This window comes from Pseudomonas sp. Mn2068, assembly GCF_049319725.1.
GTDB classification, from domain to species: domain Bacteria; phylum Pseudomonadota; class Gammaproteobacteria; order Pseudomonadales; family Pseudomonadaceae; genus Aquipseudomonas; species Aquipseudomonas gingeri.
The window spans coordinates 130,542-156,266 of record NZ_JBMOUG010000005.1 but is presented as its reverse complement, the minus strand read 5'-3'; the positions used below and the strand labels follow the sequence as shown (position 1 = coordinate 156,266).

Genomic DNA, 25,725 nt, shown 5'->3' with positions numbered 1-25,725 from the left:
CTGTCCGGCACCCGCTGGAGGTGTGGGACTCGCCTCGAGTCGCTGCCCTTGGCCCGACTCCGGACCTGCGAATCCTTGCCATGAACCGATCTGAAAACAGCGTTCGACCCACCACCGAGAACCCTTCCCCGTCATCCTCCTACGCACAACGAAATGCCCCGTACTGGCGGCGTAACCTGGCGATCTGTGTATTCGGCTCCTTCACCACGCTGGTCAGCCTGAGCATGCTGCTGCCGTTCCTGCCGTTGTATGTGCAGCAGCTCGGGGCAGAGTCGCCCGCCGCGGTGGTGCAATGGTCGGGGATCGCCTTCAGCGCGACCTTTCTCGGCACGGCGGTGACCGCGCCGCTCTGGGGGCGGCTGGCTGATCGTTACGGACGCAAGGCGATGCTGGTACGGGCGGCGATCGGCATGGCGATCGTGATGTCGCTGATCGGTGTCGCCCACAGCGTCGTCGAGCTGGTGGTGCTGCGCCTGATTGCCGGATTGATCGGTGGCTTTGCCTCGGCATCGATCGTGATGGTCGGCACCCAGGCACCTCGCGAGCGCGCCGGCTGGGCCCTGGGCATCCTCTCTACCGGGGCGCTGGCGGGCAATCTGGTCGGGCCGCTGGTGGGCGGTTTCCTGCCGATCTGGGTCGGCATTCGCGGGACCTTCTTTGTCGGTGGCGGATTGATCGCCGTGACGGCGTTGCTGGTGATCCTGCTGGTGCGCGAGGACTTCCAGCGCGGCGTCGATGGCCGCAAGCTCCAGGCGAGCGGCGACGGTGTATCGACGACCCGGCGTTCAGTCATCGTGGCGTTGCTGCTGACGGCCATGATGGTGCTGCTGGCGAACATGTCCATCGAGCCGATCATCACCGTGTTTATCGCGCAACTGGATGTGCCGGCCGAGCAACTGACCCGGGTGGCGGGCGTGGTGATGGCGTCCTCGGCCCTGGGCAGCGTACTCACCGCCGCACGGTTGGGCGCCCTGGCGGACCGGGTAGGGGCCTGGCCCGTGATCATCGGCTGCCTGTTGGCGACGGGCCTGGTGATGGTGCCGCAGGCCTTTGTCAGCCAGTGGTGGCAACTGGCGCTGTTGCGCGGACTGATGGGGATGACCCTCGCCGGGCTGCTGCCGTCGATCGCCAAGCTGGTGCGCCAGTCCGTCGACGAGCGCGAGTCCGGGAAAATGCTCGGTTACCTGCAATCGGCGCAGTTCACCGGGCAGGTGGTCGGGCCTTTGCTGGGAGGGCAGGTGGGCGCGCATATCGGTTTGCACGCGGTGTTTTTCGTCACCGGGGCGTTGCTGGTGGTGTGTGCCGGGCTCAACCAGGCCGTGCGCCTTGCCGGCAAGGGGCACCGGCGTCAGGTGGGAGACTTCCGATGAAGTCGGGTGGGCAGGTGAGTGTCGGTGTCATGAGTGCGACGGTAGCGAGCTGTCTTCGCCCAGTGACTTCAGGTAATCGCCGAAGCCGCCGCGGGCGCGGCTGTCCAGGCGGCTGCTGGTCTTCACGCTGTTGAGGGCGGTCCAGACGATATGGGCGCCGCTGCGTTGCAGGTCTTGCACCAGGTGCACGTCTTCATGGGCGGGCAGGGGTTTGAAGCCGCCGGCACGTCGATAGGCGTCGGCGCGGATGCCCAGATTGGCCCCGTGGATATGCCGGTGGCCTTCTTCGGCGTGATACAGGTGCTGGTAGCGCTGGCGCACCGCGGGGCTGTGTTCTGCCGCCCAGTCGTCGACCCTGACCGTACCGCAGACCGCGTCGGCGTCGAACGCCAATTGGCGCAGCAGCCAGTTCTGCGGCACGGTGCTGTCGGCATCGGTGCAGGCCAGCCAGCGGGCGCCGCGCTCCAGCATGTAGGCCGCGCCCGCGCGCCGGGCGAAGCCGACATTGCCCTGCCTGACCTCAAGGGTGCGTACCCCGCAGGCCTGGGCGATCAGTCCGGAGTCGTCGCTACAGGTATCCAGGACTACCAGGATCTCGACTTTTTCACCGGCATCCCGTGCCTCCCGCGCGGCCGCGGCCAATGACTCCAGGCAGGCCTGCAGCAGGGCTTGTTCGTTGTGCACGGGGATGACAACACCGATCATAAGGTTTCCTCTTCGAGGTCGATGACATAGGGTTCGGTACACCAGTGTTCGAGCAGGAAGTCCGCTTCTTCATGGCGTACCGAGCGATGCAGGGCCGGATGCGATTCCAGCAGGCGATGTACCTGTCGTCCGTCCTGGGGGCAGCCGGCGATGGGGTTCAACCAGTGACAGGCGACTATCGAACCGCCGACGCGGAGGCTGTCGCAGGCCTTGGCAATGACGTGCTGCCAGTCAGCCGGATCAAGGTAGTAGCCGATTTCACTGAGGACGATCAGGTCGAAGCGGCCTTCGGGCCAGTCGCGGGGCAGGTAGCCGTGGCGGACTTCGACGTTGGCCTGGCCTTGCAGGCGCTGCCGCGCCAGTTCGGTGGCCGTGGGGCTGGCGTCCATGCACAGCAGGTGGTCACTGCGCGGCGCCAGGGCGACGCTCAGTTCGCCGTTGGCGCAGGCCGGTTCGAAGACCCGGGCGTAGCGTTGGTGATGCAACGTCGCCAGGGTCAACTGGCGCTTGCGGGTCTCGTACCAGCGCGTACGAAAGGCCCAGGGGTCCTGGCTGGCGCTGAAGAGCTGTTCGAAGTAATCGGCGGGCAGGCTCATCGGAAAAACAACTCGAAGGGTTGCAGCAGGCGTTCCAGCACTGCCGGTGGCAGGATGGCCGTGGCGCCGGTACTGGGGTCGGCGGCGAGTTGGCTGGCATGCGCCTCGATGGCCCGCCTCTTGGCGGCGATGGCGTGGGGGGCCAGGGGGAGTTTGCGGGCCCGTGCCCAGGGCAGCCGTGGATCCTCCGGGCTTGCCCAGTGCCACGCCCAGACCGGGACTTCCAATAGCGTCGCGTGGCAATCCTGCGCCGCTGCCGCGCACGCCCGGCCGACGGCTTCATGGTCGCAGTGGGCATCGTGGCGCCAGGTCGTCAGCAGTTGGTCGCCGGGCCGCAGGATGTCTCGCAGTTGGCGCACCAGGCTGGTTTCGCTGGCCGCGACCTGCGCGTCGGCCAGGCCCAGTCGTAGCCACGGCAGGTGCCGACAATCGATACCGAGCCGCGCCAGGGCCTCGGTACTTTCGCGAGGACGCACCGCCCGCAGGCGAGCGGCAGGCCAGAGCGTCGAGTGTGGATGGCTGCCTTCGCCATCGGTGACCGAGATCAGCAACAGGTCGGCTGGGCTGCTGGCGAGGCTGGCCAGCAGCCCGCCGCACATCAGCACTTCGTCATCCGGATGCGGGGCGACAATCACCAGGCGCCGACCCGGTTCCAGCAATGCTTCCCGGGTGATCGTCGGGACCGAGCGCAAGCGCCGCGATCCCTGCCATTGCTGCAGCGACGTGCCGGGGGCCTGGATGGGATTGGGCACGAGCGGTGCCGGCCGGTTCATAGCTGCCAGTCCCGTGGCGCGCCTTGCGCCGCCAGGCGGCCGAGTTGCGCCAGGTCCCGCTCCGCGTGACTCTGGCGAATGAACACCGGCAGATCGGCACTCAGTCGGGCAAAGCGTGGGCTGCGGCAGAACGGCGTGGCTCCCAACGCCCGGCCGACATGCCACTGCACTTGCTCCACGGCGGCTTCCACGGTGGCCCTGGTCTGCCGTACGCGAAACTCGGCATCCGCATGCGGATGCCCGTCGATCCAGCTGGCGCATTCGCGCAGGGTCGCCGCGGCGCCTTGCAGGGCCGCCTCCACGGCGCCGAGATGAGCCAGCGCGTGAGGATCTTCGCGCGGTCCGGCGCAGTGGGCCCGCAGGTAGTCGGCCAGGGTCCGGGCGGCGCCATACCAGCAGGCGGCGATCCCGGCACCGCCTTGCCAGAAACCCGGCCGCTCGAGGTAGCCGTTGCGGGGGCCGACGCAGCGGCCGAGGCTCTGTTCCAGCTCCACCGTGATGCTGGCCGTGAGGCCCATGCCACAGGCCTGCCAGTCCTCGCGCTGGAAGCGCAACTGCGGTTGCTCCAGGGACAGGGCCACCAGTTGAGGCTGGTCATCTTCATCCCAGGCGGTGATCAGTGCATGGTCGATCTGCAGGGCGCCGGAGCACCAGGCCTTGCTGCCGGCGAGCCGTACCCCGGTGTCATCGCGCGAGACGATGCGTGCTCGTGCCGTGGGCGGTTCGGCGGCCCAGACGCCCCAGATACCGCCGCGGTCCAGAGCCTGCGCACCCAGTTCGGCGAGGATCGCCGTGGCATCCGTATGGCCTTCGTAAAGCTTGGCCAGGGCCAGGTCGATACCGGCGACTCGCGCCAATGAACGCCAGCGTTGCAGGGTATGCCCGCTGCCCGGCAAGGGCAGGTCGGCCTCGCCTGAAGCCAGGCAACGTTGCATGATCTCTTGCAGGTGGGTGTCGAGTTGCAGGGGCTGCTTGCGCTCACCGAAGGCTTCGAGCCATTCGCCGGACGCCGCCAGCTCATCCTTGAAAACCGTCATGGTCATGCTCCTGGAGGTGGCGACTATTTCAGTGCCGAGGGTTTGTCCGTTACCGCGTTCGGGTTCTGGCGCGGCTTGCCATGGGGCCGTTCGACCAGCGTGCGTTGGCTGAGGACGCTGTCCGGCCGCGCCTTCAGCACGTCGTATTGGTCCTGGGAACGGGCGGTCGAGTCCTGGGATTTCACCAGCAGCCACTGTTCCTTCCTGCCCGGCAGTTGTGTGCGGAACAGGGTCCAGCGACCGCCGAGTTTCTCGCCTTGCAGGGTGAAATTCAGTCTGCCCTGGGCATAACCCTGGTGCGGGTCGCCCTCGGGAAGCCACAGGCCACGGTCCCAGACAATCACCTCGCCGGCACCGTAGTGTCCTGGCGGAATGCTGCCCTCGAAGTCGGCGTAGTCCAGTGGATGGTCCTCGACGTGCACGGCCAGCCGGCGCACTGTCGGGTCCAGGCACGGCCCCTTGGGAATCGCCCAGCTTTTCAGCACGCCATCGAGTTCCAGGCGAAAGTCGTAATGCAGATGACTGGCATCGTGTTTCTGGATGCAGAAGCTCAGGGCATGGGCCGCCTGACGCGCCTGTTCACGGGCATCGCCACTGGGCTCCGGCGTGGCAGCGAAATCACGTTTGTCCTGATAGGTCTGCAAGGATCTGCCCATGGCGCGTCTCCGGAACCCGACACGCGAGGGTGCCGATTCGATACCGGGCTGGCGGATAAAGCCTGCCCCTTCCAAGCATTGTGAAAGGTCGCCGATTCAGGAGTTCAATCCAGATCACCGACCGGTCAGAAGGAGCAGTGGGGCGGGGGCGGGGTGTGCCCGAGGGCAGGGCTGGCGTCGATCGCGGCGCAGGGGACAGGTGCAGCCGGGTCGCGGGGCAGGCAGAAAAAGGCCGGGGGCGCTGTGTCTACAACGCCCGCAGCACGACGATCCCCGGGGTTTTCTTCACGTAGGCGAGGAACGGCGAATCCACCACCTTGTAGCTGCTCGACCGTGCGGAGGCGTTGCGCAGTACCGGGCCCTTGTCGGTCATGATGAAGATCCCGGTATGGGTCACGTCCAGGCCATCGGCCGGGGTGTAGATGCCGATGTAGTCACCGGTCTTCAAGCGGCTGATCACCGCGTCGTCGACGAATTCGCTGGGGATGTAGCTGATCGCCCGCGTCACCTGCGCCGCCGACTGGCCGGACTGGCCATTGTCCAGCGGGGTCTTGAGGACCTTGGTGACGGTGGTGGCGGCCGGGCTGGTTTCGCTGGTCACGTCGCGGGCATTGAGGGGCGTGGCGTGGGCCCAGTCGGTAAAGAAGTGCTTGCGCTTGAGGTAGCTGATATCGCCCTGCTCATAACGGGTGCGGACCACGTTTTCGATGAAGCGCGGCACGCTGTCGGACTTGCGCAGCGCTTCGACGTAATCGAGGTAGGTGAAGCAGTCCAGCCCGCGGAAGTCGATCACCAGCTGTTCCGCCGAGGTCGCCGAGCCGACCAGCATGTGCGGCACATAGGGGGTGCCGAGGAAGCTGGCGGAGATCTCGTTGATTCTCTCGCCGGGATCGGTGTGGGTGTCCCGGCCCAACCGCGATTCGATCAGCTTGATCTTGCCCAGGGTGTAGTCGTCCAGCTTGAGCGGGGCATCGACAGACGGCCTGGTGAAACCGGTCAGCATCAGGCCAAGCACCAGGCCCGACAACACTGACATCATCTTGCTCATACAGTCTCCGGTGGGCACGAGGGGGTGCGTGCCGACGGCCATTGTTTTCTTCGCGACGGCGGCTGTCAAAAAAAACTGCAGGTGGACGGGATGAGCGTTTTCCGGACGGCTTTCATCCCACGGGGCGAACGCGATATTCTGGCCGATGCCAGTTTCCCCGGTCTTCCCTGAGCGCCTTCATTCATGTCCGAATCACCCCCGACGGGGCATCGCCAATTCAGTCGCAGCCTCAAGACGCTGAATCTCGCCTATCTGAACGAGGCGGGCCAGGAAAAGGTCGCGCCGGTTCTCGGTCGGCGGATTGCCTTTGTGCTGCTGGACAACTTCTCGATGATGGCCTTCACCGGTGCGTTGGATGGCCTGGTCACCGCCAATCTGCTGGGGCGGGCGGCGTTGTATGAAGTGAAGACCTTCGGTATCGATCACCCGCAGATCACCTGCGACCTGGGCATCACCATTGCCGCCGATGGCTGTATTGCCGACCTGCGTCCCGATGGCGCGGACCTGCTGATCGTCTGCGGCGGCTTGCGCAGCCCGTTGCAGCCGGCTGGCAGGCTGGTGGAGAAGCTGCGCCAGTGTGCCCAGCGTTCCATGCAACTGGGCAGTCTGTGGAACGGTTGCTTCCAGCTGGCCCATGCCGGCCTGCTGGACGACCGGGCCTGCACCGTGCATCCGGAGAACCGCGCCGGACTGATGGAAATCTGCCCCACCGTGCGACTGTTGCCGCAGCCCTATGTCGTCGACGCCGGGTTGATCAGTTGCGCGGGGGCCAACAGTGCCCTTGGCCTGATCCTCAATGTGATTCGCGCGCAGCAGGGCGATGAGCTGGTGCGCGGTATCGAGGCCATCCTCAGTTGCGACCGCAGCGAGCAGACCGACAACATGCCGCTGGCCCGGGTGTCCCGCGATCCGCGCCTGCCGGTGGCCCTGCAAGGACTGCTGGACCTGATGGAAAACAATATCGAGGATCCGCTGGAACTCGACCAGCTCGCCGCCTACGTCAATCTGTCGCGGCGCCAGGTGGACCGGCTGTTCCAGCAGTTCATGCAGAGCTCGCCCAAGCGCTATTACCTGGAACTGCGCCTGACCCGGGGACGGCAACTGTTGCTGCAGACCAACGAATCGGTGATCACCATCGCCACTGCCTGCGGCTTTGTCAGCTCGGCGCACTTCAGCCGCTGTTTCCGCGACTTCTTCGGCCATACCGCCAGCGAGGCCCGCGCCCGCCATCGCTGAACCCCTGGCCTTGACCTCGATCAAGGCCGACTCCCGTGACAGCGCTACTGTAGCCACTCCAGCCGGGCCAGGGATTGCTCGTGGGAGCAAGGGGCCCGGTACACGCTCAAGGAGGAGGTAGTCATGCGTTCATTGAAAATCATTCTGTTGGCGTCGGCGTTCAACGGTCTTACCCAGCGTGCCTGGCTGTCGCTGCGTGAGGCCGGTCATGAACCCAGCGTGGTGTTGTTCACCCATGGGGATGAGGTGTGCCGGCAGATCGAACACACCGGGGCGGACCTGGTGATCTGTCCGTTTCTCAAGGATCGCGTCCCCGAACGCCTGTGGCGCGACGCCACGCGTCCGGTGGTGATCATCCACCCGGGAATCGTCGGCGATCGGGGGGCCAGTGCCCTGGACTGGGCCATCACCCGGCAGTTGCCGCGCTGGGGCGTAACCGCCTTGCAGGCCGCCGAGGAGATGGACAGCGGCGCGATCTGGGCGACTCGCGAGTTCGACATGCCCGAGGAAGTGCGCAAGTCGCAGTTGTACAACGGCCCCGTGGCCGATGCCGCCCTGGCATGCATACACGAGGTGGTGGCGAAGCATGCAACGGACTTTGTGCCGACCCCGCTGGACTACGGCTCGCCGCGGGTATTCGGGCGCCTGCAGCCGAACATGAAACAGAGCGATCGCAGCTTCAACTGGCATGACAGCGCCACCTTCATCAAGCGCCGCATCGACGCCGCCGATGGTCAGCCGGGCGTGCTTGCCAGCCTTCAGGGCGAACAGTACTACCTGTATGACGCTCACCTGGACCGCCGCTGCGGCACGCCGGGCCAATTGCTGGCGGTGCATGATGACGCCGTGCTGGTCGCCACCGGTGATCGCAGCCTGTGGATCGGCGCGTTGCGGCGCAAACCGGCTGCCGGCGAGGAGACTTTCAAGCGCCCGGCCCGGCATGTGCTGGCCGGACGCCTGGACCAGGTGCCGACCCTGGACTGGTCGATCGCCAGCGATCCGCAGTGCGTCGAGGCCTACCAGCCGATTCGTTATCGCCGGGTCGGCGCGGTCGGCGAGCTGACCTTCGAGTTCTACAACGGCGCCATGAGCACCGAGCAATGTCGCCGGCTGGTCAGCGCATTGCGCTGGGCCAAGGCGCAGGACACCCGGGTCCTGGTGTTTCGCGGCGGCCACGGCAGTTTCTCCAATGGCGTGCACCTGAACGTGATCCAGGCGGCCGTGGTGCCGGGGCTCGAGGCCTGGGCCAATATCCGCGCGATCAACGATGTCTGCCGTGAACTGCTGGGGGCCCGGCAACTGGTGATCAGTGGCCTGACCGGCAGTGCCGGGGCCGGCGGGGTGATGCTGGCGCTGGCGGCGGATGTGGTGCTGGCCCGCGACGGCATCGTGCTCAATCCGCACTACAAGACCATGGGCCTCTACGGCTCCGAATACTGGACCTACAGCCTGCCGCGCGCGGTGGGCAGCGAGCGCGCCCTGCAACTGACCCAGGAATGCCTGCCGCTCGGCACCGCCCAGGCGCTGGCGATGGGCCTGGTCCAGGGCGTCGGACCGCGTTGTCCGCGGGCCTTTGGCGAGTGGTTGATGGCCGAGGCCCAGGGCCTGGTCGACAAGCCGCAACTGGCGCGGGAAGACAAGCTCGCACCGGACCTGGAATCGATGGAGTTCTGCCGTGACCTGGAGCTGGCACAGATGCAGCAGGACATGGTGCAGGACCGTCACCACTTCGCCGAGAAGTGCCGCAACTTCGTGCTCAAACGCAGAGCCTGCGACACTCCCGAGCGCCTGATTGCGCCCTGGGCCCGGCCGGCCCGGGCGGCGAGCGGGGTGCTGATCTGTTAACCGGCCCCTAGCACATGGGCATGCCCGAGGGTCGACACCAGCACCTGGCTGCCGACCCTCGGGGCCTGTATGCCCGTGCTGCGCACCAGCAGCGCGCGCTTGTCCGGACTCCGCAGTTCCACCGTCAAGGTGCAGGTGTTGCCGCCGAAATCGCAGTCGGTCACCACGGCGGCACAGGCATTGCCATCGACCTGGCCCGCTCCCGGCGTGCTCAGTTGCAACTGCTCGGGGCGCAACATGATCCGTGCCTCGCCGTGGCTGCCTTCGTCATTCACTGCAATCCGTCCCAGGTCGCAGTCTGCCCAGCCGTTATCGACCCGCGCGGGCAGGATCACCGCATCGCCGAGGAACAGCGCGGTGTCCGCATCGTCGGGGCGCAGGTAGAGATCCATCGGTGGCCCGGCCTGCACCAGCCGACCCTTGCGCATCACCGCCAACTGGTCGGCAAAGGACAGCGCTTCGGCCTGGTCGTGGGTGACCAGGATGGTGGTCACACCGGCGTCCGACAGCAGTCGCGCGACCATCTTGCGCATCGCCGCGCGCAGCCCGGTATCGAGGGCGGAGAAGGGCTCGTCCAGCAGCATCAGCCGTGGTCGTTGCGCCAGTGCCCGGGCCAGGGCGACCCGTTGCTGCTGGCCGCCGGACAGCTCGTGAGGCCAGCGTCCGGCCATCTGCGCGTCCAGGGACACCTGTTCCATCAGTTCGGCGACACGCGGCTGTTTCGTGGCCGGCTTGCCGGAAAGACCGAAGCCGATATTGTCGGCCACCGTCATGTGCGGGAACAGCGCGCCGTCCTGCGGGACATAGCCGATCAGGCGCTGGTGGGCCGGAACCTGGGTCCTGGCGTCCACCAGCGGCTGGCCGTCGAGGAGGATGCTGCCGGCATCGGGAAATTCGAAACCGGCGATCATCCGCAGCAGGGTGGTCTTGCCCGAGCCGGAAGGCCCGACAATGGCCGTGCGGCTGCCGGTGGCGATCGACAGGTTGATGTCTTCCAGGGCCGACTGCGTCCCGAAGGATTTGTAGAGGGAATGGAGTTCCAGAGCGTTCATCGGCCCGCCGTGCGTTTGGATTGGTAGTAGAGAAGCCCGGTCAGCGGCAGTGACAGCAGGATCATGATCAAGGCGTAGGGCGCGGCCCCGGCGTAGTCGATCTCGCTGGTCAGTGCCCAGAAGCCGGTAGCCAGGGTGCGCGTGCCGTTGGGCGCGAGCAGCAGGGTGGCGGTCAGTTCGTTGGTGATCGCCAGGAACACCAGTGCCGCTCCGGCGGCGGCGCCGGGCGCGGCCAGGCGCAGGGTGATCGACCACAGGGCCCGGGCCGGCGAACGCCCCAGGCTGCGGGCGATGTTTTCCAGCTCTACCGGCGCCTGGGCGATACCGGCGCGCAAGCTCACCAGGGCGCGGGGCATGAACATCAGCAGGTAGGCCAGCAGCACGGTGAGCGAGGTCTGGTAGATCGGCCGGGCAAAGCTGATGGTCACCGTGACCAGGGCCAGCGCGACCACGATGCCGGGCAGGGAGCTGGTGATGTAGTTGCAGCTTTCCAGCAGGCGGTACAGGCGCCCCGGCGAGCGGATCGACAACCAGGCCACGGGCACCGCCGCACAGGTGGTCAGCAGCGCCCCGGCGGCACCGAGCAGCAGCGTCTGTTCCAGGGCCGGCAGCAATTCGTCCAGTTGCCAGACCTCACGCCCCCCGGCGATCAGCCAGTTGCCAAGGGTGATCAAGGGCACGCCGAGGGCGAGCACGCTGCTGATCAGTGGAATGCTCATGGCCAGTACGGTGGTGGTGCGGTCGAGCCGTACCGTGCGTTGCTGTCGCGCGCTGCCGGAGCCGACCCGGGCATAACGCGCCTTGCCCCGGGCGGCGGATTCGACGGTCAGCAGCAACAGGCAGCACAGCGCCAGGATACCGGCCAGGGTATGGGCTGCCGGGCCGCTGAAGGTCGACTTGAACTGGTCGAAGATCGCCGTGGTGAACGTGTCGAAGCGGATCATCGCATAGAGGCCGTATTCGGCCAGCAGGTGCAGGCCCACCAGCAGCGCGCCGCCGCAGATCGCCAGGCGCAGTTGCGGCAGGACGATGCGGAAAAACACCGCCCGGGGCTTGAGTCCCAGGGACTCGCCGACATCCTCGATGGCCGGGTCGAGACGGCGCAGGGTGGTGGCAATAGGCAAGTAGAGAAACGGGAAATAGGCGATCACCGAGACCAGCACACCGGCGAACAAGCCATGGATCGGTGGCACCAGGCTGACCCAGGCGTAGCTGTGGACGAACGCCGGCACGGCCAGCGGTGCGGTTGCCAGCAACGACCAGGCGCGGCGGCCGGGCAGGTCGGTGCGTTCGGTCAACCAGGCCAGGGCCAGTCCCAGCGCCACGCACAGGGGGATGGTGATGACCATCAGCAACAGGGTGTTGACCAGTAACTCGGCCACTCGCGGGCGCCAGACCAGTGCTTCGAGTGTGGCCCAGCCGGTTTGCCAGGTGGAGAGGATCACGAAGGCGATGGGCAGTAACGCCAGCAAAGACACCAGCAGCGACAGCCCGATGATCCAGGGATTGCCCTGGTGCCCGAAGCGTTTTCTGGAGCGCAGACGCGAAAGCGCCGCAGGCGCGTGAGCGACTGCGGCGGGGTCCAGAGGGGGAATGGACTCCTGGATCAATTACAGGATTCCGGCCTGGGTCATCAGTTCCACGGCCTTCTTGCTGTCGAGCTTCGAGGCATCGACCTTCGGCGCATCGAGATCCTTGAGCGGCACCAGTTTCGCGTTGGACTCGGCGTCGACGCCCACCGCGTATTCGAACGAGTTGCCGTTCTTGAGGACTGCCTGGCCACCTTTGCCGGTGACCCACTTGAGGAATGCCTGGGCTTCTTCCGGGTGCTTGCTGGACTTGAGCACGCCGCCGCCCGAGGTGCTGACAAAGGCGCCCGGGTCCTGGTGCTTGAAGTAGTGCAGGGAGGTGTTCTTGCTGTTCTCGCCGGTCTTGGCCTGGTCGCCGAAGCTGTAGTAGTGATAGATCACGCCGCTTTCGACCTGCCCGGCATTGACCGCCTTGAGCACGGCGCTGTTGCCGCGATAGATCGAGGCATTGGTCTTCATTGCCTTGAGCCAGTCCAGGGTCGCGGCTTCACCCTTGAGCTCCAGCACGGCGGCGACGATGGCCTGGAAGTCGGCACCGGCCGGTGACGCGGCCCAGCGGCCTTTCCACTGGGGCGAGGCGAGGTCGAGCAGGGACTTGGGCAATTGCGCTTCGGTCAGCTTGCTCTTGTTGTAGACGAACACGGTGGAGCGGGCGGCGATGCCGACCCAGTTGCCGTGGGCCGGACGGTAGGCCGCACCGATCTGTTCCAGGGTGGTCGGCGCGACCGGGGCGAACAGCTTGGCGTTGTCCACCAGGACCATGGCCGGGGAGTTCTCGGTGAGGAACACGTCCGCCGGAGACTTGTCGCCTTCCTGCACCAGCTGGTTGCCCATCTCGGTGTCATCGCCGTTGCGCAGGGTCACCTTGATCCCGGTTTCCTTGGTGAAGCCATCGATCCAGGCCTTGGTCAGGCTTTCGTGCTGGGCGTTGTAGACCACGATGCCATCGGCACTGGGCGCCGCGTAGACGTGGCCTGCGTTCAGCAACGCGGTGGCCACCAGGGCGGTCTTGAGAAACGAGGGGAGACGGGAAATCATTGGGAGGAAGCTCCTGCGGTCTTGTTGAATGTGTGGCAGGCGTTGGCAGGTGCGTTTGCGCCCGATTCGCCGGTCCAGTTAAACAATAGGAATCATTCGCATGTTTGTCCGGGCGGGAATGTAGAGCGCGAGATGAGAAAAAAACGTCAAATAAACCGTTAATCGATGTCGTTTGTATTTTGATTGAGACTCAGAGCTTGGCCAGCAGCCGGCTCAACTGGTTTTTCGCGGCGTCACCGCTGTGGGCGCGCTTGAGCAGGCCCTGAGTCATGTTCTTGTACATCGCCACAGCTTCTGGGGAAGAGGTGACGCTGGCGATTCCGGTATGAATATTGGGCAGTTCGCCCAGCCGATAGGGGCTGACGGCGACATAGCTGGTGTGTGCCTGCTGGAAAATCTGGAAGGTCGCACTGGGCAGGGTTTCATCGATCAGGTAGATATTCACGCGGCCGCCGTCGCTGCCGATCTTCTCGATCAGGTGCTCTATCTCACGACGGGCCAGCAGGGCTCTTTCCATTCTCACACTGGTGGGCAGGTCCAGCCGGCCCACCAGGCCGATGTGCAGGTAGCGTTCTATCTGGCGCAGGCTGATGATCGAGTGGACCTCGAAATTCTGTTTGGAGAAGGTTGCCTTGCGCTCGTTGAGAATATCGAGGATCTGCGTCTGCATGGCGTCCTGGCGGGCATCGAAGTCGTTGGGGCGCGCTTCATCGAGCATGGTCCTGAACAGCTCGGAGTACTCGGGTGTGGTCAGCAGATAGGAGAAGGGGTCGAAGTAGGACTGGATGCGGGTGGAGCGAGCTTCGAGCTGGCGCATCCGTTCGAAGTAGCCCAGGGCGTTGTCGAAGTACTCGGTATCCGAACCCAGCAGGCTGTTGAACGAGACGTTCAGCAGTTCGGCCAACCGCTCCAGGGTTTCGAGCTTGACGATCTTGCCCAGTTCCAGGCGATACACCGCCGCCCTGGAAATATCCAGTTTTTCCGCCACCTGGTCGGCATTCATCTGGCGTCCGATCCGGTAGGCCCTGAGGCGCTCGCCGATGGCTTGGTAGTCGATTTGGCTCACTGTGGCTCCGAAAGTCTGAACGCGTCCGTGGGTGGCAGCCAATAGCTCCATCTGTTGCGGTGGCGACCGTCAAGGAAAAGGTCGCGGCACGCACAAGGAAATTTCTTGACCTGTATCGGGCTTGTCTGTATCAATATTTAGACGAGATAAATTTACTCGTCTAAAAAATACAAAAAAGGCTTGGCCATGTCTATCTGATTGGCTCGTCGCGCTGTGCCCATAACTATAAGAAATCGGAGCTCACCCCATGCGTCATGTATTCGCAGTGCCTTCGTTCGTCTCGATTTTGTCCCTTGTCCCCTCGATTTGCCTGCTGGCTCCGCTGGCCTGGGGCGATACGTTGGTCGGCTATCGCTACAGCGCCCATTACACAGAGCCGGGCAATGGCGGAGATGTCGCCAAGCAGATTCTGCAGGTGTCCCATGTGAGCGGTTATTCGCTGGGGCAGAATTTCGTCAACCTGGATGTGTTCAAGTCCGATCGCAGCGATCCGGCAAAGGGTGGCGGCAGCGGCGCCACCGAGGTCTACGTGACTTACCGTAACCAGATGCAGTATGGAAAGGTCTTCGGCACGCCACTGGCGTTCGGTCCGGTGCGGGACCTGGCCCTGACGGCCGGCTTTGACTACAACGACAAGGACAACGCCTTCGGCCCCAACAAGCGCATGCTGGTGTTCGGTCCGACCGTCAAGTTCGCCCTGCCGGCCGGGTTTGTCGACGCCAGCCTCTACTACGCCAGGGAATGGAATCATTGCGGCCTGGATGCGTGCGACAGGCCGGGGAATCACAACGAGATCCTGTTCGCCCCGTATTACCAGTTCAATGTGAACTGGGGCGTGCCCTTTGCCGTGGCCGGGTTACCGCTCAAGTTCCAGGGTTATTACCTGCTCAACGGCAGCAAGGGAGACGATTACCAGCAGCAGTCCACGGCGCCCGAGCAACTGATGCGCGCCTCGCTGATGCTGGATGTCGGCCGACTTGGCTGGGGCGCCAGCAATGTGCTGTGGATCGGTCCGGGCTACGAATACTGGCGAAACAAATTCGGTAATCATGACCGGCCTGGTGTGGGTACCGATGCGCTCTCGGTCAATATCGAGTGGCACTTGTGATTTTTTTTGATGAATCAGTATCAAAAATTAGACATCTCGTCTCATTTGTTCGTAGACTGCGGCACGGCGCTTGCTTCATGAAGCGTGCGTGATGCCAGTAAGGATGAGTCGGGGTAACGGCAAGCTCGCCTCTATCGGCGTACTGCCAACAACATCCAGAAAAACAAGAGGTTATGATCGTGACGGCGCAAAACGATTCGACTGCCGCAAACGCGGCTGCATCACCACGCAAGGCCCTGGTTGCCAGTGTAACGGGATACGCGATGGATGGTTTCGACCTGCTGATCCTCGGTTTCATGTTGCCGACCATCACCCTGGCCCTGGGCCTGAGCAGTTCCGAAGCCGGTTCGCTGGTGACCTGGACCCTGCTTGGCGCGGTGATCGGTGGCCTGGTCTTCGGTCAGTTGAGTGACCGCTATGGACGGGTCAAGATGCTCAGTGCCTGCATCCTGGTGTTCTCCGTGTTTACCGGACTGTGCGCATTGGCCCAGGGTTATTGGGATCTGCTGGCGTATCGCACGCTGGCCGGTTTCGGCCTGGGCGGCGAGTTCGGTATCGGCATGGCGCTGATCGCCGAGACCTGGCCGACCAGCCAGCGCAATCGGGCTTCGTCCTATGTCGGCATGGGGTGGCAGGCCGGGGTCCTGGCCGCGGCGTTGCTGACGCCGTTGCTGCTGCCGCACATTGGCTGGCGTGGCATGTTCCTGGTGGGGCTGGTGCCGGCGCTGTTGTCGTTCTGCATCCGCCATACCATGGGCGAGCCGCAGGCGTTTCTCAAGGCGGCAAGCAATCCGATTTCCTTTACCCGTCGCTTTGCCGAACTGTTCAAGGACGTTCAGACCACCAAGGCCAGCCTCGGGGTCATCGTGCTGACCTCGGTACAGAACTTCGGCTACTACGGCATCATGATCTGGATGCCCAGTTATCTGTCCCGGCAGTTCGGTTTTTCCCTGACGGCCTCGGGGACCTGGACCGCCGCGACGGTAGTGGGCATGGCCTTCGGTATCTGGTTGTTCGGCCAGTTGGCCGACCGTTTCGGGCGCTGGAAGATCTTTCTGCTCTACCAGGGCAGCGCCGCCTTGATGGTGCTGCTGTACGCCAACCTCACCGATCCGCTGACGATGCTGTTCGCCGGGGTGGTGATGGGCATCTTCGTCAACGGCATGATTGGCGGCTACGGCGCCCTGATCTCCGACCTGTACCCGGCCCAGGTGCGTGCCACCGCGCAGAACGTGCTGTTCAACGTCGGACGCGGTGTCGGTGGTTTCGGGCCGCTGGTGGTCGGCGCGATTGCCCTGGCGTATTCGTTCTCGGCGGCGATCATGCTGCTGGCCTCGATCTATCTGCTGGCGATGGCGGCGACCCTGTTCCTGTTGCCACGCAGTCAGGGGGATGAGGGGCAGGCGCCGGCCGCGCCGCTCTCGCCGCAGGAGCAATAGCCGGTAAGGGCAAGGACGCCCGGATATTTGCGAAAGTACCGTATCAAAAATTAGACATGCATGACGAGCTGGCGTAAAGTCAGCTCAGAAGAACAGTGAAAAAACAGCGGATACCGCCTTGATCAGAGGAAGTGTCGCATTCTTTTGATTGTTGTGTATCAAAAATTAGACAAGAAGAGGTCCTTCCAATGACTGTGGTCTCCAGCTGCTGCCAGGCTATCGCCGTCACACCGCCCAACGACACGCTGGCGGTGGTGCTGTCCAACGAATGGGTCAATGACGAGTACAAGCGCCTGGTGCTCCAGGCCGGCGGTGCCGCCAGTGAATCCCGGCCCGGACAGTTCTTCAATCTGCTGTGTCCGAGCGACGGCGAGTACAAGCCGTTCTTCCGTCGTCCCATGAGCACCTACAAGGCCGATCCGCTGAGTGGCGAGGTGGAGTTTCTCTACAAGGTGACCGGCAAGGGCACCTATGGCCTGGATACGCTGCGACCGCAACAGACCCTGGAGATCCTCGGGCCCCTGGGCAAAGGCTTCGACCTCGACCCGGACTGGCGTCACATGATCATCGTCGCCCGTGGCGTGGGCCTGGCGACGCTCGCACCGCTGGCGGAAGCAGCCCATGCCCTGGGCATCAGCCTGACGGCGGTGCTCAGTGCCCGCAGCGAAAAAAGCCTGTTGTCCCGCGAGCGTTTCGCTTCGCTGGGAGCCGAGGTCATCAGCGTCCTCGATGAAGATGGCAGTAGCGGGCTGGAGCACATCGAAGCGTTGCTGCGCCGCGTCATCGCTCGCGAGGGCAGCAATGCCCTGTTCACCTGTGGCTCCAGACGCCTGACGCGTCTGCTCAAGCGCCTGTGCGGCGAGTTGCACCTGAGCGGCCAGGTGGCCCTGGAGCAGCAGATGGTCTGCGGCCTGGGCATGTGCCAGTGCTGCGTCGATGTATTTGAAGTCGCAGGGTTGAAGATCGGTAAGCGCGTTTGCCTGGAAGGGCCGGTGTTCGACCTGGCGGAGGTGGTGGAATGATTGATTTGAGCGTGAAGATCGGCGGTTTGCACCTGCGCAATCCGGTGATGCCGGCCTCGGGCACCTTCGCCGAGGAACTCAGCCACCTGCTGGATTTCAACGCCCTGGGGGCGCTGGTGACGAAGACCATCACCACTGAAAAGCGCAGTGGAAACCCGATGCCGCGGGTCTGCGAACTGGCCGATGGGATGATGAATGCCATCGGTATTCCCAGCAAAGGCGCCGACAGTTTTATCGACAAGGTGGTGCCGTTCTATCGCGACTACGACACGCCGTTGATTGTCAGCATTTCCGCGCCCACCGCCCAAGGCTTCGCCGACCTCGCCGCGCGCCTGGGCGATGTGCCGGGCATCGCCGGGATCGAAGCGAATATTTCCTGTCCGAACCTGGAGGCCCACGGCCAGTCATTTGGCATGCAGGCCGACAGCACGCGGCAGGTGGTCCGGTTGATGCGCAAGGCAACGGCATTGCCACTGTGGGTCAAGTTGACCCCCAACAGCGGCGAGATCGTCGAGATCGCCCTGGCGGCCGAAGAGGAGGGTGCCGACGCAGTGGTGGTCGGCAATACCCTGCTGGGCCTGTCCATCGATATCGAGAAAGGTCGTGCCCGCCTGGGCAATTTCATGGGCGGGATTTCCGGCGCCATGATCAAGCCGCTGATGGTCCGTCTGACCTATCAGTGTGCGCAGGCCCTGCGCATCCCGGTGATCGGTTGCGGCGGTATCTCCACCGCCGACGATGCCCTGGAGTTCATCCTTGCCGGTGCCACTGCAGTGCAGGTCGGCACCGCGACTTTCATCCATCCCCGGACCATGAACCTGATGGTCGACGAACTGGACGTGTATTGCCGGCGCAAGGGGGTCAGTCGCCTGAGCAGCTTGATCGGCAGTCTCGACGATGCGCCGGCCGAGCCGTTTGGAGCACTGCCATGAACTCACTGTGGCAGGCCCAGGCCAGCAGGATCTTTGCCGATATCGCCGAGTTGTCACGCGATCCCAAGGAGGGTATTACCCGGGAAAGCTACGGCCCCGGCGAAAGCGCGGCGATTGCCTACCTGTGCGACTACGCCCTGGCGCGCGGGCTTGAGGTCAATCGCGACCGCGCCGGCAATGTGATCTTTCAGCGTCGTGACGATTCCGGCTTGCCGGCCATCTGGTATGGGTCGCACCTGGACTCGGTCCCCCAAGGTGGTAACTACGATGGTCTGGCCGGGGTAGTGGCTGGTCTGTTGTGCCTGTGTCGGCTGGACCAGGAGCAGGTGCGCACCGCATGGCCTTTTCGCGTCCTCGGCTTGCGGGGCGAGGAGAGTGCCTGGTATGGCAAGTCCTATATCGGTTCGCGGGCGGTGATGGGCGGACTCACCGGGGAAGACTTGCAGCGGGTTAACCGCTTCAGCCAAAAAAGCCTGGGCGATGCCCTGCAGTCGGTCGGCGCTGACCTCGACGCGATCCGCCGCCAGCAATGGTTGATCGAGCGCGAGCAGTTCGCCGGCTACCTGGAAGTGCATATCGAACAGGCCGAGTCCCTGGAGAAAGCCGGCCAGGCCATCGGCATTGTCCCCGGCATTCGCGGCAACCTGCGCCACAACCGGGTCCGTTGCCTGGGCGAAGACGGCCATTCCGGGGCGGTGTCCCGCGAGGATCGTCACGATTCGGTGTTCGCCGTCAGCGAGCTGGTGGCGCGGATCGATGAATGCTGGGAGCAATGGCTGGCCGCCGGACAGGACCTGGTGGTGACGGTCGGCACCTTGGGCACCAACAGCGCTCATCATGCGGTGTCGCGAATCCCCGGCGAAGTCAGTTTCAGTCTGGAGATCCGCAGCCTGCAACAGCCGACGCTGGAGCGTTTCCATGCATTGATCCTGCATGAGGTGCGGTTGATCGAAGCGCGGCGCCGGGTGATCTTCGAGTTCGACGAGCGTGTCGACACCGCGCCGGCCGCCATGCATCAACCTTGGGTCGAACTGTTCAGCCGCCTGACCCGCGAGCAGGGCTGGGCCGGTATGCAGACGCCCAGTGGCGCGGGACACGACGCGGCGGTGTTCGCCAACGCAGGGATTCCCAGCGCGATGTTGTTTATCCGGAACCAGCATGGCTCCCATAACCCCCATGAAGCGATGGACGTCGACGATTTCGTCAGGGCGACCGAAGTACTTTATCTCGCCAGCCAGGAGTTGAATCCATGACACAGCAAGGCAATTCGTGGTTGATCCGCAACGCCACCTTGATCAATGAAGGGCAGCGTTTTATCAGCGACCTGTGGGTCCGCGACGGCCGCATCGCACGGATCGCTCCGGTCATCGAGGTGCCTGCCGATACCCCGGTGATCGAGGCAGGCGGCCTGTGGTTGCTGCCCGGGATGATTGACGACCAGGTGCATTTTCGCGAGCCGGGACTGACCCACAAGGCGGATATCGCCAGCGAGTCGCGAGCCTGCGCCGCGGGCGGCATCACCAGCTTCATGGAAATGCCCAACACCCGGCCGCCGGCGCTGGACCAGGCGTCCCTGGAAGCGAAGTACGCGATCGCCGCCGGGTCCTCGGTGGTCAACTACGCCTTTTATCTGGGGGCCAGCAACGACAACCTGGAGGCCATTCGCCGCATCGACCCGCGCAGCACGCCGGGGGTGAAGGTGTTCATGGGGGCCTCGACCGGCAATATGCTGGTGGACGATCCGCAGGTGCTGGACGGGATTTTCCGCGACACACCGGTGATGATCATCACCCATTGCGAAGACACACCGATGATCGACGCCAACCTGGCCCGGGCCACGCTCGAATATGGCGAGGCCATCCCGGCCCGCGAGCATCCGCTGATCCGTTCTCGCGAGGCGTGCATCCAGTCCACCCGGCTGGCCATCGACCTGGCTCGCAAGCATGGCAGCCGCTTGCATGTGCTGCATATCTCCACTGCCGAAGAGCTGGAGCTGTTCGAACCGGGGCCATTGGCGAGCAAGCGCATCACCGCCGAAACCTGCGTGCATTTCCTCCATTTCAATGACCTGGACTACGAGCGGCTGGGGTTCCTGCTCAAGTGCAACCCGGCGGTGAAGAGCGAGACGGACCGCCAGGCCATTGTCCGGGCGCTGGCCGATGGGCGTATCGACGTGCTGGCCACCGACCATGCACCGCACCTGCTGGAAGAAAAGCAGGCGCTCTACACCAAGGCACCCTCGGGTCTGCCGCTGGTGCAGTTTGCACTTCAGGCAGCGCTGGAGCGGGTGTTCGCCGGGGAGTTGAGCCTGGAACGGGTGGTCGAGGTCACCAGCCATGCGCCAGCCCGGTTGTTCGACGTGGTCGGACGCGGCTTTCTGCGCGAGGGCTACGCGGCGGACCTGGTCCTGGTGGATCCGCATTCGCCGCATCGGGTCGAGCGCTCCCAGGTCTTGTCCAAATGTGGCTGGAGCCCGTTCGAGGGCACGACCTTTTCGTCGCGGATTGTCGGCACCTTCGTCAACGGCCAGCGGGTCTGGGACGGTAGCGCCATTGTTCCTGACATTCACGGACAGCGCCTGGCATTCGATCGCTGAAGCCTGCCTTGTATTCAATGACCATAAGGAACGAACCATGAATTTTTCAGCTGTTGTCCAGGAGTTCCGCAATGCCTTGCCGGGCACCGATTCCTTCAAGCGCGTACGGGTGCAATGCGAACAGATCATCCGCACGCTGCCCGAGCAGGCGGCCATCTGTTTTGTCATCGGCGAGTTCTGCCGGGCCTATGTGCTGTTCTATGAAGATCAGGAAGTTCGTCCGGAGTTTGCCCAGCAGATCCAGGCGCAGTTGCTGGGTTACATGGACAGTCTTGACGAAGCCTTGCGCACCGCCGACAGCGGCCTGATCGCCGCTGCCCTGAATGAGGTGGTGGTGGCCTATGCCGGCAGTCGCGGCTTGGTCTGAGCGTCTTGCCCGGCGAAACGGATCACCAGTCGGGCGAAGAAGGCACCGGTGAAGATCACCGCCAGCAGGCGCAGGGTCTGCATTGCCAGGACCAGGCCGATATCGGAATGGGTGTCGACCGCGATGATCGCCATGGTATCCAGCCCGCCGGGGCTGGTGGCCAGGTAGACCGAGAGGAAATCCAGGCCGAGCCACTTCGCCAGGACCCAGGCCGAGGCGGCGCAGAGGGCGATCAGGCTGATGGCGCCGAGGATCATCGTCGGCAGGCGTTTCCACACATACAGCACGGTGGGTCGGTCGAACCGCAGGCCGACGAAACAGCCGATGGCTCCGTACGCGACCGCCAGCAGTCCGGCGGGCAGGGTGATATGCAGCAGTCCGGAAAGCTGCAGGGCCCCGCCGATCAGCAGCGGCACCAGCAGGGCGCCGGCGGGAATGCGCGCACCGAGGACTACGCCGAGCACCGCGGTCGCCAGGGTCAGCCCCAGGTCGACCAGACTGAAACCGTGCAGGACGGCCTCTGTGGCATGCAGTCCGGTGCCATTGGCGGGGGCCTCCAGCACATGGCTCACCAGCGCCCCGATCACCACCACGCAAACCACGCGGACATATTGCATGGTTGCCACGACCCTGCCATCGGCACCGAAATCATCGGCCATCAGGACCATGGCCGATGCCGCGCCCGGTGAGGTGCCCCAGGCGGCGGTGCTGGCCTGGATCCCGCCGAAACGCACCATCGCCAGGCCCACCAGCGAGCTCAGGCACACCGTCAGCACCGTGGCGAACAGCATCAGGTGCCAGGATTCGGCCATCGACGTCAGTACCGCCAGGGTCATGGAGTGGGCGGCGAGCAGGCCGATGCAGCCCTGGCCGAAGCGAAACGCCTGCCGGTGAATGCGGATGTTGGCGCCACTGACGCCAAAGCCGATGGCCACCAGCATTGGCCCGATAAATTGCCCGGCCGGCAGGCTGGCGTGCTTGAGCAGTTGTCCGGCGGTGCCGGCGAGGATGATCAGGGCCAGCCATTGCAATGGGCGGGGCCAGGTGGTCAGGGAGAACCGTGATGACGAGGATGATGCAGGCAAGAAACACACTCCAGAGCGCTGGACGCGCCTGTTGCAGGGCGTTGGGATCGGCGCGGCAGATAAATTATTGATAACGCAATCGATCAAGTCCAGACTCTAATTGTGATGAAACGATAACTTTGGTTGATCAATTATGGATCTGCGGGATCTCACCTATTTCGAAACGATTGCCGAACTGGGGCACCTGGGGCGGGCGGCCGAAAAGCTCAATCGCAGCCAGCCGGCACTGACCAAGAGCATCCAGCGCCTTGAGGAGTCGTTCGGCACCAAACTGTTCGAGCGCGAGGGGCGGCGGATCAAGTTGACACCGGTCGGCATGCTGTTGCAGCAGCGCGGCCGGCAGTTGCAGCAGAGCATTGCCGAGACCCATCGGGAGGTACGCGACTTCGCCAGTGGCGTGCTGGGCAATATCCGCTTGGGCTGTGCGGCGAGCATGGCCGAATACCTGCTGCCGCAACTGACTGCGGCCTTGCTCGAACGGGCCCCGGAGATCACCCTGAACCTGGCGATCGGCCAGGACGACATGCTGCGCGAATCCCTGCGTTCCGGGCGCCTGGACATGGTGATCTGTCCGCTGTTCGACGACTCGCAGTTGCTGTCCCACCCGTTGTTCGACGACGAGGCGGTAGTGGTCGCCAGTCGCAATCATCCGATCTTCGACGGGCCGATTCGTCTGAGCGAGCTGGGGCGCTATCGCTGGGTGCTGCCGGCGGCCGGCGTGTCATCGCGGCGCTGGATCGACAATGTGTTCCTTGCTCACGACCTGCCGCTGCCTTCGGTGCAGATCGAGACCAACACGATTTCCCTGCTGCCGCGCCTGATCGGTCAGACCCGGCTGCTGAGCTTCCTCGCACGCGAGACCCTGGAGGACGTGCGGGGCGCGATGCACCTGCGTGAAGTACGCCTCAAGGAAACCACCATGAAGCGCACCCTGGTGGTTTCCGTACGGGCCGGCGGCTATCTGTCGCCGGCCGCGCAGACCATGCTCGATCTGCTCAAGCGCGATGGCCGGGCGTTTTTCAGTGAGCGTTGACAGCGGGAATTCCTACGCGATGTGTTCTTGTCTGACCACTTAATCGCCGAATCCGCCTACGATCCAGAATATTGTGTTCCGTGAACCATCGGTTCACGCTATAGTCATGATCAAGACTTTCCGACACAAGGGCCTGAAGGCCTATTTTGAATCCGGGACCACCCGGGGGATTCAGGCCGGTCATGCCAGGCGACTGGGGCTCATCCTCGCTGCTCTTGATATGGCCGCGAGTCCAGGCGAGCTCGATCTTCCGGGTTATCGCCTGCATTTGCTCAAGGGGCGGTTGGCCGGGTATTGGTCAATGACCGTCAGCGGTAACTGGCGTGTGATTTTCCAGTTTGTCGGGGTGGACGTCGAGCTGGTCGATTACCTCGACTATCACTGAAAGGAGGCCATTCATGGCCATGCATAATCCTCCGCATCCTGGCTTCATGATTCAGGAGATGCTGCCGGAACTGAACATAACGATCGCTGAGATGGCTCGGCGCCTGCATTTTTCCCGTGAAATGCTTTCACGGGTGATCAATGGTCGGGCACCCATCAGCCCTGATCTGGCTGTGCGCCTGGAGCGCTCCGGTTTGAGCACTGCTCGTTTCTGGCTGGGCCTGCAAATGAACTATGACCTGTGGCAAGCTGAACACCGCGAGCAGCCAGCGGTTGGTCGGTTGGTCGCGGCCTGAAAGGGCGCGGTCAACGCTGCTCCACCCGATTGAGAAAGCGCCGCGTACGCTCGTTATCCGGTTCGACCAGGATCTGCCGTGGCGTGCCGTCGGCGACGATCCGTCCGGCTTCCATGAACAGCACGCGGTCGGCGATGTCCTGGGCGAACTTCATTTCGTGGGTCACCAGCAACATGGTCATCTGGTGTTCGTGGGCGATCGAGCGGATCACCGCCAGCACTTCGCCCACCAGTTCCGGATCAAGGGCCGAGGTCACTTCGTCAAACAGCATCACCTTCGGCCGCATCGCCAGGGCCCGGGCGATGGCTACCCGCTGCTGCTGGCCGCCGGACAACTGGGCGGGATAGGCATCGGCCTTGTGACCCAGGCCAACCATCGCCAGGTAGGCATGGGCGCGCTCCAGGGCTTCCTCGCGGCTGACCTTGAGCACCTGCAGCGGTGCTTCGGTGATGTTCTCCCGCACGGTCAGGTGCGGGAACAGATTGAACTGCTGGAACACCATGCCGACCCGATGTTCCACCGCCGGCTTTTTCGTACCGGGCCAGCGCCAGCCCGAGGCCTTGGCGGTGACGGCCACGCCGTCGACTTCGACACGTCCCTGCTGGTAGGGCTCCAGGCCCTTGATCAGGCGCAGGACAGTGGATTTGCCCGAGCCGCTGGGACCGATCAGCGCGACTTTCTGGCCTTGGGGAATGCTCAGGTCAAGGTGGTCGATCACCCGCGTCGCACCAAAATGCTTGACCACCTGAGTGAGACGGATCTGCGCCGGCGCGGTGCTCGGGAGGTGTGCGATATCAGACATGGCTGCGCCTTTCCAGGTACTTGAACAGCAGGGAAGTCGGAACGCTGATGATCAGGAACAGCACAGCCATCAGCGTGTAGGGTTCGGTGTAGCGATAGGTCATCCCGGCCACTTGCTTGGCGGCCTGGAACAGTTCCGGAATGGTGATCACCGCCAGCAGCGGGGTTTCCTTGAACATGCCGATCAGGTAGTTGCCCAGCACCGGTAACATCGGTTTCAGGGCCTGGGGCAGGATGATCCGGCGCCAGGTGGTGGTCGTGTCGAAGTCCAGCGCACGGGCGGCTTCCCACTGGCCCGCCGGCACGCCGTCGATGGCGCCGCGATAGGCCTCGGCGATGTAGGCGCTGTAGTAGAGCCCGAGGCCGATCACCCCGGTGGAAATCGCCGGCAGGGTAATGCCCGCCGAAGGCAGGGCGAAAAACAGCACATAGAGCTGGACCATCAGCGGCGTGTTGCGAAAGAAGCTCAGGTAGCCCTGGCAGAAACGCCTCGGCGCGGCGAAGGGCGAGCGCTGGGCAATCGCCAGGATCAGTCCGAGCAGCACCGCCAGGAGAAAACCCAGCACCACCACCTGCACGGTGACCAGCAGGCCGCGCAGGAGGTCGGGCAGGATCGACCAGGCAAACTCGATATCGAATTCCATGTTGTTC

General features: G+C 64.1%; 25 protein-coding genes and 1 pseudogene. 13 read left to right on the top strand and 13 right to left on the bottom strand.

The annotated features are described in order from the left end of the window. The first annotated feature begins 80 nt into the window (after window positions 1-80). On the top strand, window positions 81-1,370 hold the full coding sequence (locus ACL9RJ_RS13830) for an MFS transporter (protein WP_042936816.1): 1,290 nt from the start codon (window positions 81-83) through the stop codon (window positions 1,368-1,370). 27 nt (window positions 1,371-1,397) lie between these two features. Here ACL9RJ_RS13830 and ACL9RJ_RS13825 read toward each other — a convergent pair whose 3' ends face one another. The 6 genes and pseudogenes from ACL9RJ_RS13825 to ACL9RJ_RS13800 form a co-directional block, all read right to left on the bottom strand. Then, window positions 1,398-2,075 (bottom strand): glycosyltransferase, encoded by a 678-nt coding sequence (locus ACL9RJ_RS13825; protein ID WP_017129072.1) that lies wholly within the window; start codon window positions 2,073-2,075, stop codon window positions 1,398-1,400. Continuing rightward, window positions 2,072-2,671, bottom strand: a complete 600-nt coding sequence (locus tag ACL9RJ_RS13820; protein WP_017129073.1) for a class I SAM-dependent methyltransferase — start codon at window positions 2,669-2,671, stop codon at window positions 2,072-2,074. The genes ACL9RJ_RS13825 and ACL9RJ_RS13820 overlap by 4 nt, the downstream gene beginning before the upstream one ends. Further along, window positions 2,668-3,423, bottom strand: a complete 756-nt coding sequence (locus ACL9RJ_RS13815; protein ID WP_377651098.1) for a PIG-L deacetylase family protein — start codon at window positions 3,421-3,423, stop codon at window positions 2,668-2,670. The genes ACL9RJ_RS13820 and ACL9RJ_RS13815 overlap by 4 nt, the downstream gene beginning before the upstream one ends. 17 nt (window positions 3,424-3,440) lie before the next feature. Then, window positions 3,441-4,481 (bottom strand): hypothetical protein, encoded by a 1,041-nt coding sequence (locus tag ACL9RJ_RS13810; RefSeq protein ID WP_017129075.1) that lies wholly within the window; start codon window positions 4,479-4,481, stop codon window positions 3,441-3,443. 86 nt (window positions 4,482-4,567) lie between these two features. Continuing rightward, window positions 4,568-5,137, bottom strand: a pseudogene (locus ACL9RJ_RS13805) (DNA polymerase ligase N-terminal domain-containing protein); the annotation flags it as partial. A 247-nt stretch (window positions 5,138-5,384) separates the two neighbouring features. Next, window positions 5,385-6,185: a DUF1460 domain-containing protein gene (locus ACL9RJ_RS13800; protein WP_017129077.1), complete on the bottom strand. Its 801-nt coding sequence runs from the start codon at window positions 6,183-6,185 to the stop codon at window positions 5,385-5,387. Between the two features lie 183 nt (window positions 6,186-6,368). Between ACL9RJ_RS13800 and ACL9RJ_RS13795 the strand changes: the two genes are divergently transcribed. Together ACL9RJ_RS13795 and ACL9RJ_RS13790 are read left to right on the top strand one after the other, a co-directional pair. Further along, the gene (locus ACL9RJ_RS13795) at window positions 6,369-7,421 is read left to right on the top strand and encodes a GlxA family transcriptional regulator (RefSeq protein WP_017129078.1); all 1,053 of its coding nucleotides are present in this window, start codon (window positions 6,369-6,371) and stop codon (window positions 7,419-7,421) included. A gap of 123 nt (window positions 7,422-7,544) precedes the next feature. Next, window positions 7,545-9,266, top strand: a complete 1,722-nt coding sequence (locus ACL9RJ_RS13790; RefSeq protein WP_422765345.1) for a hydrogenase maturation protein — start codon at window positions 7,545-7,547, stop codon at window positions 9,264-9,266. Here ACL9RJ_RS13790 and ACL9RJ_RS13785 read toward each other — a convergent pair. The 4 genes from ACL9RJ_RS13785 to ACL9RJ_RS13770 form a co-directional block, all read right to left on the bottom strand. Next, complete coding sequence (locus tag ACL9RJ_RS13785; RefSeq protein WP_212810909.1) at window positions 9,263-10,318, bottom strand: ABC transporter ATP-binding protein; 1,056 nt, start codon at window positions 10,316-10,318, stop codon at window positions 9,263-9,265. The genes ACL9RJ_RS13790 and ACL9RJ_RS13785 overlap by 4 nt on opposite strands. Then, entirely contained in the window at window positions 10,315-11,859 is a 1,545-nt protein-coding gene (locus ACL9RJ_RS13780; protein ID WP_422765427.1) for an ABC transporter permease, read from the bottom strand. The genes ACL9RJ_RS13785 and ACL9RJ_RS13780 overlap by 4 nt, the downstream gene beginning before the upstream one ends. 69 nt (window positions 11,860-11,928) lie before the next feature. After that, on the bottom strand, window positions 11,929-12,945 hold the full coding sequence (locus tag ACL9RJ_RS13775; RefSeq protein ID WP_422765344.1) for an iron ABC transporter substrate-binding protein: 1,017 nt from the start codon (window positions 12,943-12,945) through the stop codon (window positions 11,929-11,931). A 190-nt stretch (window positions 12,946-13,135) separates the two neighbouring features. After that, window positions 13,136-14,011 carry a helix-turn-helix domain-containing protein gene (locus ACL9RJ_RS13770; RefSeq protein ID WP_017129083.1) on the bottom strand — a complete coding sequence of 292 codons (876 nt, stop codon included), beginning with the start codon at window positions 14,009-14,011 and terminating at the stop codon, window positions 13,136-13,138. A gap of 247 nt (window positions 14,012-14,258) precedes the next feature. Between ACL9RJ_RS13770 and ACL9RJ_RS13765 the strand changes: the two genes are divergently transcribed. From ACL9RJ_RS13765 to ACL9RJ_RS13735, 7 genes are all read left to right on the top strand, one after another. Next, entirely contained in the window at window positions 14,259-15,119 is an 861-nt protein-coding gene (locus ACL9RJ_RS13765; RefSeq protein ID WP_017129084.1) for a hypothetical protein, read from the top strand. Between the two features lie 173 nt (window positions 15,120-15,292). Next, a complete protein-coding gene (locus ACL9RJ_RS13760; protein ID WP_042936822.1) occupies window positions 15,293-16,558 on the top strand; it encodes an MFS transporter in 1,266 nt (421 codons plus the stop codon). A 188-nt stretch (window positions 16,559-16,746) separates the two neighbouring features. Then, window positions 16,747-17,580, top strand: coding sequence for a dihydroorotate dehydrogenase electron transfer subunit (locus tag ACL9RJ_RS13755; protein WP_017129086.1), 834 nt, complete (start codon window positions 16,747-16,749; stop codon window positions 17,578-17,580). After that, complete coding sequence (locus tag ACL9RJ_RS13750; protein ID WP_103033122.1) at window positions 17,577-18,512, top strand: dihydroorotate dehydrogenase; 936 nt, start codon at window positions 17,577-17,579, stop codon at window positions 18,510-18,512. Before ACL9RJ_RS13755 ends, ACL9RJ_RS13750 begins: the two co-directional genes overlap by 4 nt. Then, window positions 18,509-19,765, top strand: a complete 1,257-nt coding sequence (locus ACL9RJ_RS13745; protein WP_017129087.1) for a Zn-dependent hydrolase — start codon at window positions 18,509-18,511, stop codon at window positions 19,763-19,765. The genes ACL9RJ_RS13750 and ACL9RJ_RS13745 overlap by 4 nt, the downstream gene beginning before the upstream one ends. Next, complete coding sequence (locus ACL9RJ_RS13740) at window positions 19,762-21,108, top strand: dihydroorotase (protein WP_017129088.1); 1,347 nt, start codon at window positions 19,762-19,764, stop codon at window positions 21,106-21,108. The genes ACL9RJ_RS13745 and ACL9RJ_RS13740 overlap by 4 nt, the downstream gene beginning before the upstream one ends. 37 nt (window positions 21,109-21,145) lie before the next feature. Beyond that, the gene (locus ACL9RJ_RS13735) at window positions 21,146-21,475 is read left to right on the top strand and encodes a hypothetical protein (protein WP_017129089.1); all 330 of its coding nucleotides are present in this window, start codon (window positions 21,146-21,148) and stop codon (window positions 21,473-21,475) included. On the opposite strand, the gene ACL9RJ_RS13730 is transcribed toward ACL9RJ_RS13735, so the two are convergent. Continuing rightward, entirely contained in the window at window positions 21,448-22,560 is a 1,113-nt protein-coding gene (locus tag ACL9RJ_RS13730) for an AbrB family transcriptional regulator (RefSeq protein WP_042936827.1), read from the bottom strand. The two genes, ACL9RJ_RS13735 and ACL9RJ_RS13730, sit on opposite strands and share 28 nt — an antisense overlap. Window positions 22,561-22,693: 133 nt before the next feature. Here ACL9RJ_RS13730 and ACL9RJ_RS13725 point away from each other — a divergent pair, with 133 nt between their 5' ends. The 3 genes from ACL9RJ_RS13725 (at window position 22,694) to ACL9RJ_RS13715 (ending at window position 24,273) form a co-directional block, all read left to right on the top strand. Then, complete coding sequence (locus ACL9RJ_RS13725; RefSeq protein ID WP_017129091.1) at window positions 22,694-23,593, top strand: LysR family transcriptional regulator; 900 nt, start codon at window positions 22,694-22,696, stop codon at window positions 23,591-23,593. Window positions 23,594-23,699: 106 nt separating this feature from the next. Continuing rightward, entirely contained in the window at window positions 23,700-23,978 is a 279-nt protein-coding gene (locus tag ACL9RJ_RS13720) for a type II toxin-antitoxin system RelE/ParE family toxin (protein ID WP_017129092.1), read from the top strand. 13 nt (window positions 23,979-23,991) lie between these two features. Further along, entirely contained in the window at window positions 23,992-24,273 is a 282-nt protein-coding gene (locus tag ACL9RJ_RS13715) for a HigA family addiction module antitoxin (RefSeq protein ID WP_017129093.1), read from the top strand. Between the two features lie 10 nt (window positions 24,274-24,283). Here ACL9RJ_RS13715 and ACL9RJ_RS13710 read toward each other — a convergent pair whose 3' ends face one another. Both ACL9RJ_RS13710 and ehuD read right to left on the bottom strand, forming a co-directional pair. Then, window positions 24,284-25,075, bottom strand: coding sequence for an amino acid ABC transporter ATP-binding protein (locus ACL9RJ_RS13710; RefSeq protein ID WP_103033123.1), 792 nt, complete (start codon window positions 25,073-25,075; stop codon window positions 24,284-24,286). Beyond that, a complete protein-coding gene (gene ehuD, locus ACL9RJ_RS13705) occupies window positions 25,068-25,718 on the bottom strand; it encodes an ectoine/hydroxyectoine ABC transporter permease subunit EhuD (protein ID WP_017129095.1) in 651 nt (216 codons plus the stop codon). Before ehuD ends, ACL9RJ_RS13710 begins: the two co-directional genes overlap by 8 nt. Window positions 25,719-25,725: the final 7 nt, after the last annotated feature.

Bases quoted from the DNA above. Each gene is read 5' to 3' on its own strand.
- ACL9RJ_RS13830 (WP_042936816.1), top strand. From the start codon at position 81: ATGAACCGATCTGAAAACAGCGTTCGACCCACCACCGAGAACCCTTCC.
- ACL9RJ_RS13825 (WP_017129072.1), bottom strand. From the start codon at position 2,075: ATGATCGGTGTTGTCATCCCCGTGCACAACGAACAAGCCCTGCTGCAG.
- ACL9RJ_RS13820 (WP_017129073.1), bottom strand. From the start codon at position 2,671: ATGAGCCTGCCCGCCGATTACTTCGAACAGCTCTTCAGCGCCAGCCAG.
- ACL9RJ_RS13810 (WP_017129075.1), bottom strand. From the start codon at position 4,481: ATGACGGTTTTCAAGGATGAGCTGGCGGCGTCCGGCGAATGGCTCGAA.
- ACL9RJ_RS13800 (WP_017129077.1), bottom strand. From the start codon at position 6,185: ATGAGCAAGATGATGTCAGTGTTGTCGGGCCTGGTGCTTGGCCTGATG.
- ACL9RJ_RS13795 (WP_017129078.1), top strand. From the start codon at position 6,369: ATGTCCGAATCACCCCCGACGGGGCATCGCCAATTCAGTCGCAGCCTC.
- ACL9RJ_RS13790 (WP_422765345.1), top strand. From the start codon at position 7,545: ATGCGTTCATTGAAAATCATTCTGTTGGCGTCGGCGTTCAACGGTCTT.
- ACL9RJ_RS13785 (WP_212810909.1), bottom strand. From the start codon at position 10,318: ATGAACGCTCTGGAACTCCATTCCCTCTACAAATCCTTCGGGACGCAG.
- ACL9RJ_RS13775 (WP_422765344.1), bottom strand. From the start codon at position 12,945: ATGATTTCCCGTCTCCCCTCGTTTCTCAAGACCGCCCTGGTGGCCACC.
- ACL9RJ_RS13765 (WP_017129084.1), top strand. From the start codon at position 14,259: ATGCGTCATGTATTCGCAGTGCCTTCGTTCGTCTCGATTTTGTCCCTT.
- ACL9RJ_RS13760 (WP_042936822.1), top strand. From the start codon at position 15,293: ATGATCGTGACGGCGCAAAACGATTCGACTGCCGCAAACGCGGCTGCA.
- ACL9RJ_RS13755 (WP_017129086.1), top strand. From the start codon at position 16,747: ATGACTGTGGTCTCCAGCTGCTGCCAGGCTATCGCCGTCACACCGCCC.
- ACL9RJ_RS13750 (WP_103033122.1), top strand. From the start codon at position 17,577: ATGATTGATTTGAGCGTGAAGATCGGCGGTTTGCACCTGCGCAATCCG.
- ACL9RJ_RS13745 (WP_017129087.1), top strand. From the start codon at position 18,509: ATGAACTCACTGTGGCAGGCCCAGGCCAGCAGGATCTTTGCCGATATC.
- ACL9RJ_RS13740 (WP_017129088.1), top strand. From the start codon at position 19,762: ATGACACAGCAAGGCAATTCGTGGTTGATCCGCAACGCCACCTTGATC.
- ACL9RJ_RS13735 (WP_017129089.1), top strand. From the start codon at position 21,146: ATGAATTTTTCAGCTGTTGTCCAGGAGTTCCGCAATGCCTTGCCGGGC.
- ACL9RJ_RS13725 (WP_017129091.1), top strand. From the start codon at position 22,694: ATGGATCTGCGGGATCTCACCTATTTCGAAACGATTGCCGAACTGGGG.
- ACL9RJ_RS13720 (WP_017129092.1), top strand. From the start codon at position 23,700: ATGATCAAGACTTTCCGACACAAGGGCCTGAAGGCCTATTTTGAATCC.
- ACL9RJ_RS13715 (WP_017129093.1), top strand. From the start codon at position 23,992: ATGGCCATGCATAATCCTCCGCATCCTGGCTTCATGATTCAGGAGATG.
- ACL9RJ_RS13710 (WP_103033123.1), bottom strand. From the start codon at position 25,075: ATGTCTGATATCGCACACCTCCCGAGCACCGCGCCGGCGCAGATCCGT.
- ehuD (WP_017129095.1), bottom strand. From the start codon at position 25,718: ATGGAATTCGATATCGAGTTTGCCTGGTCGATCCTGCCCGACCTCCTG.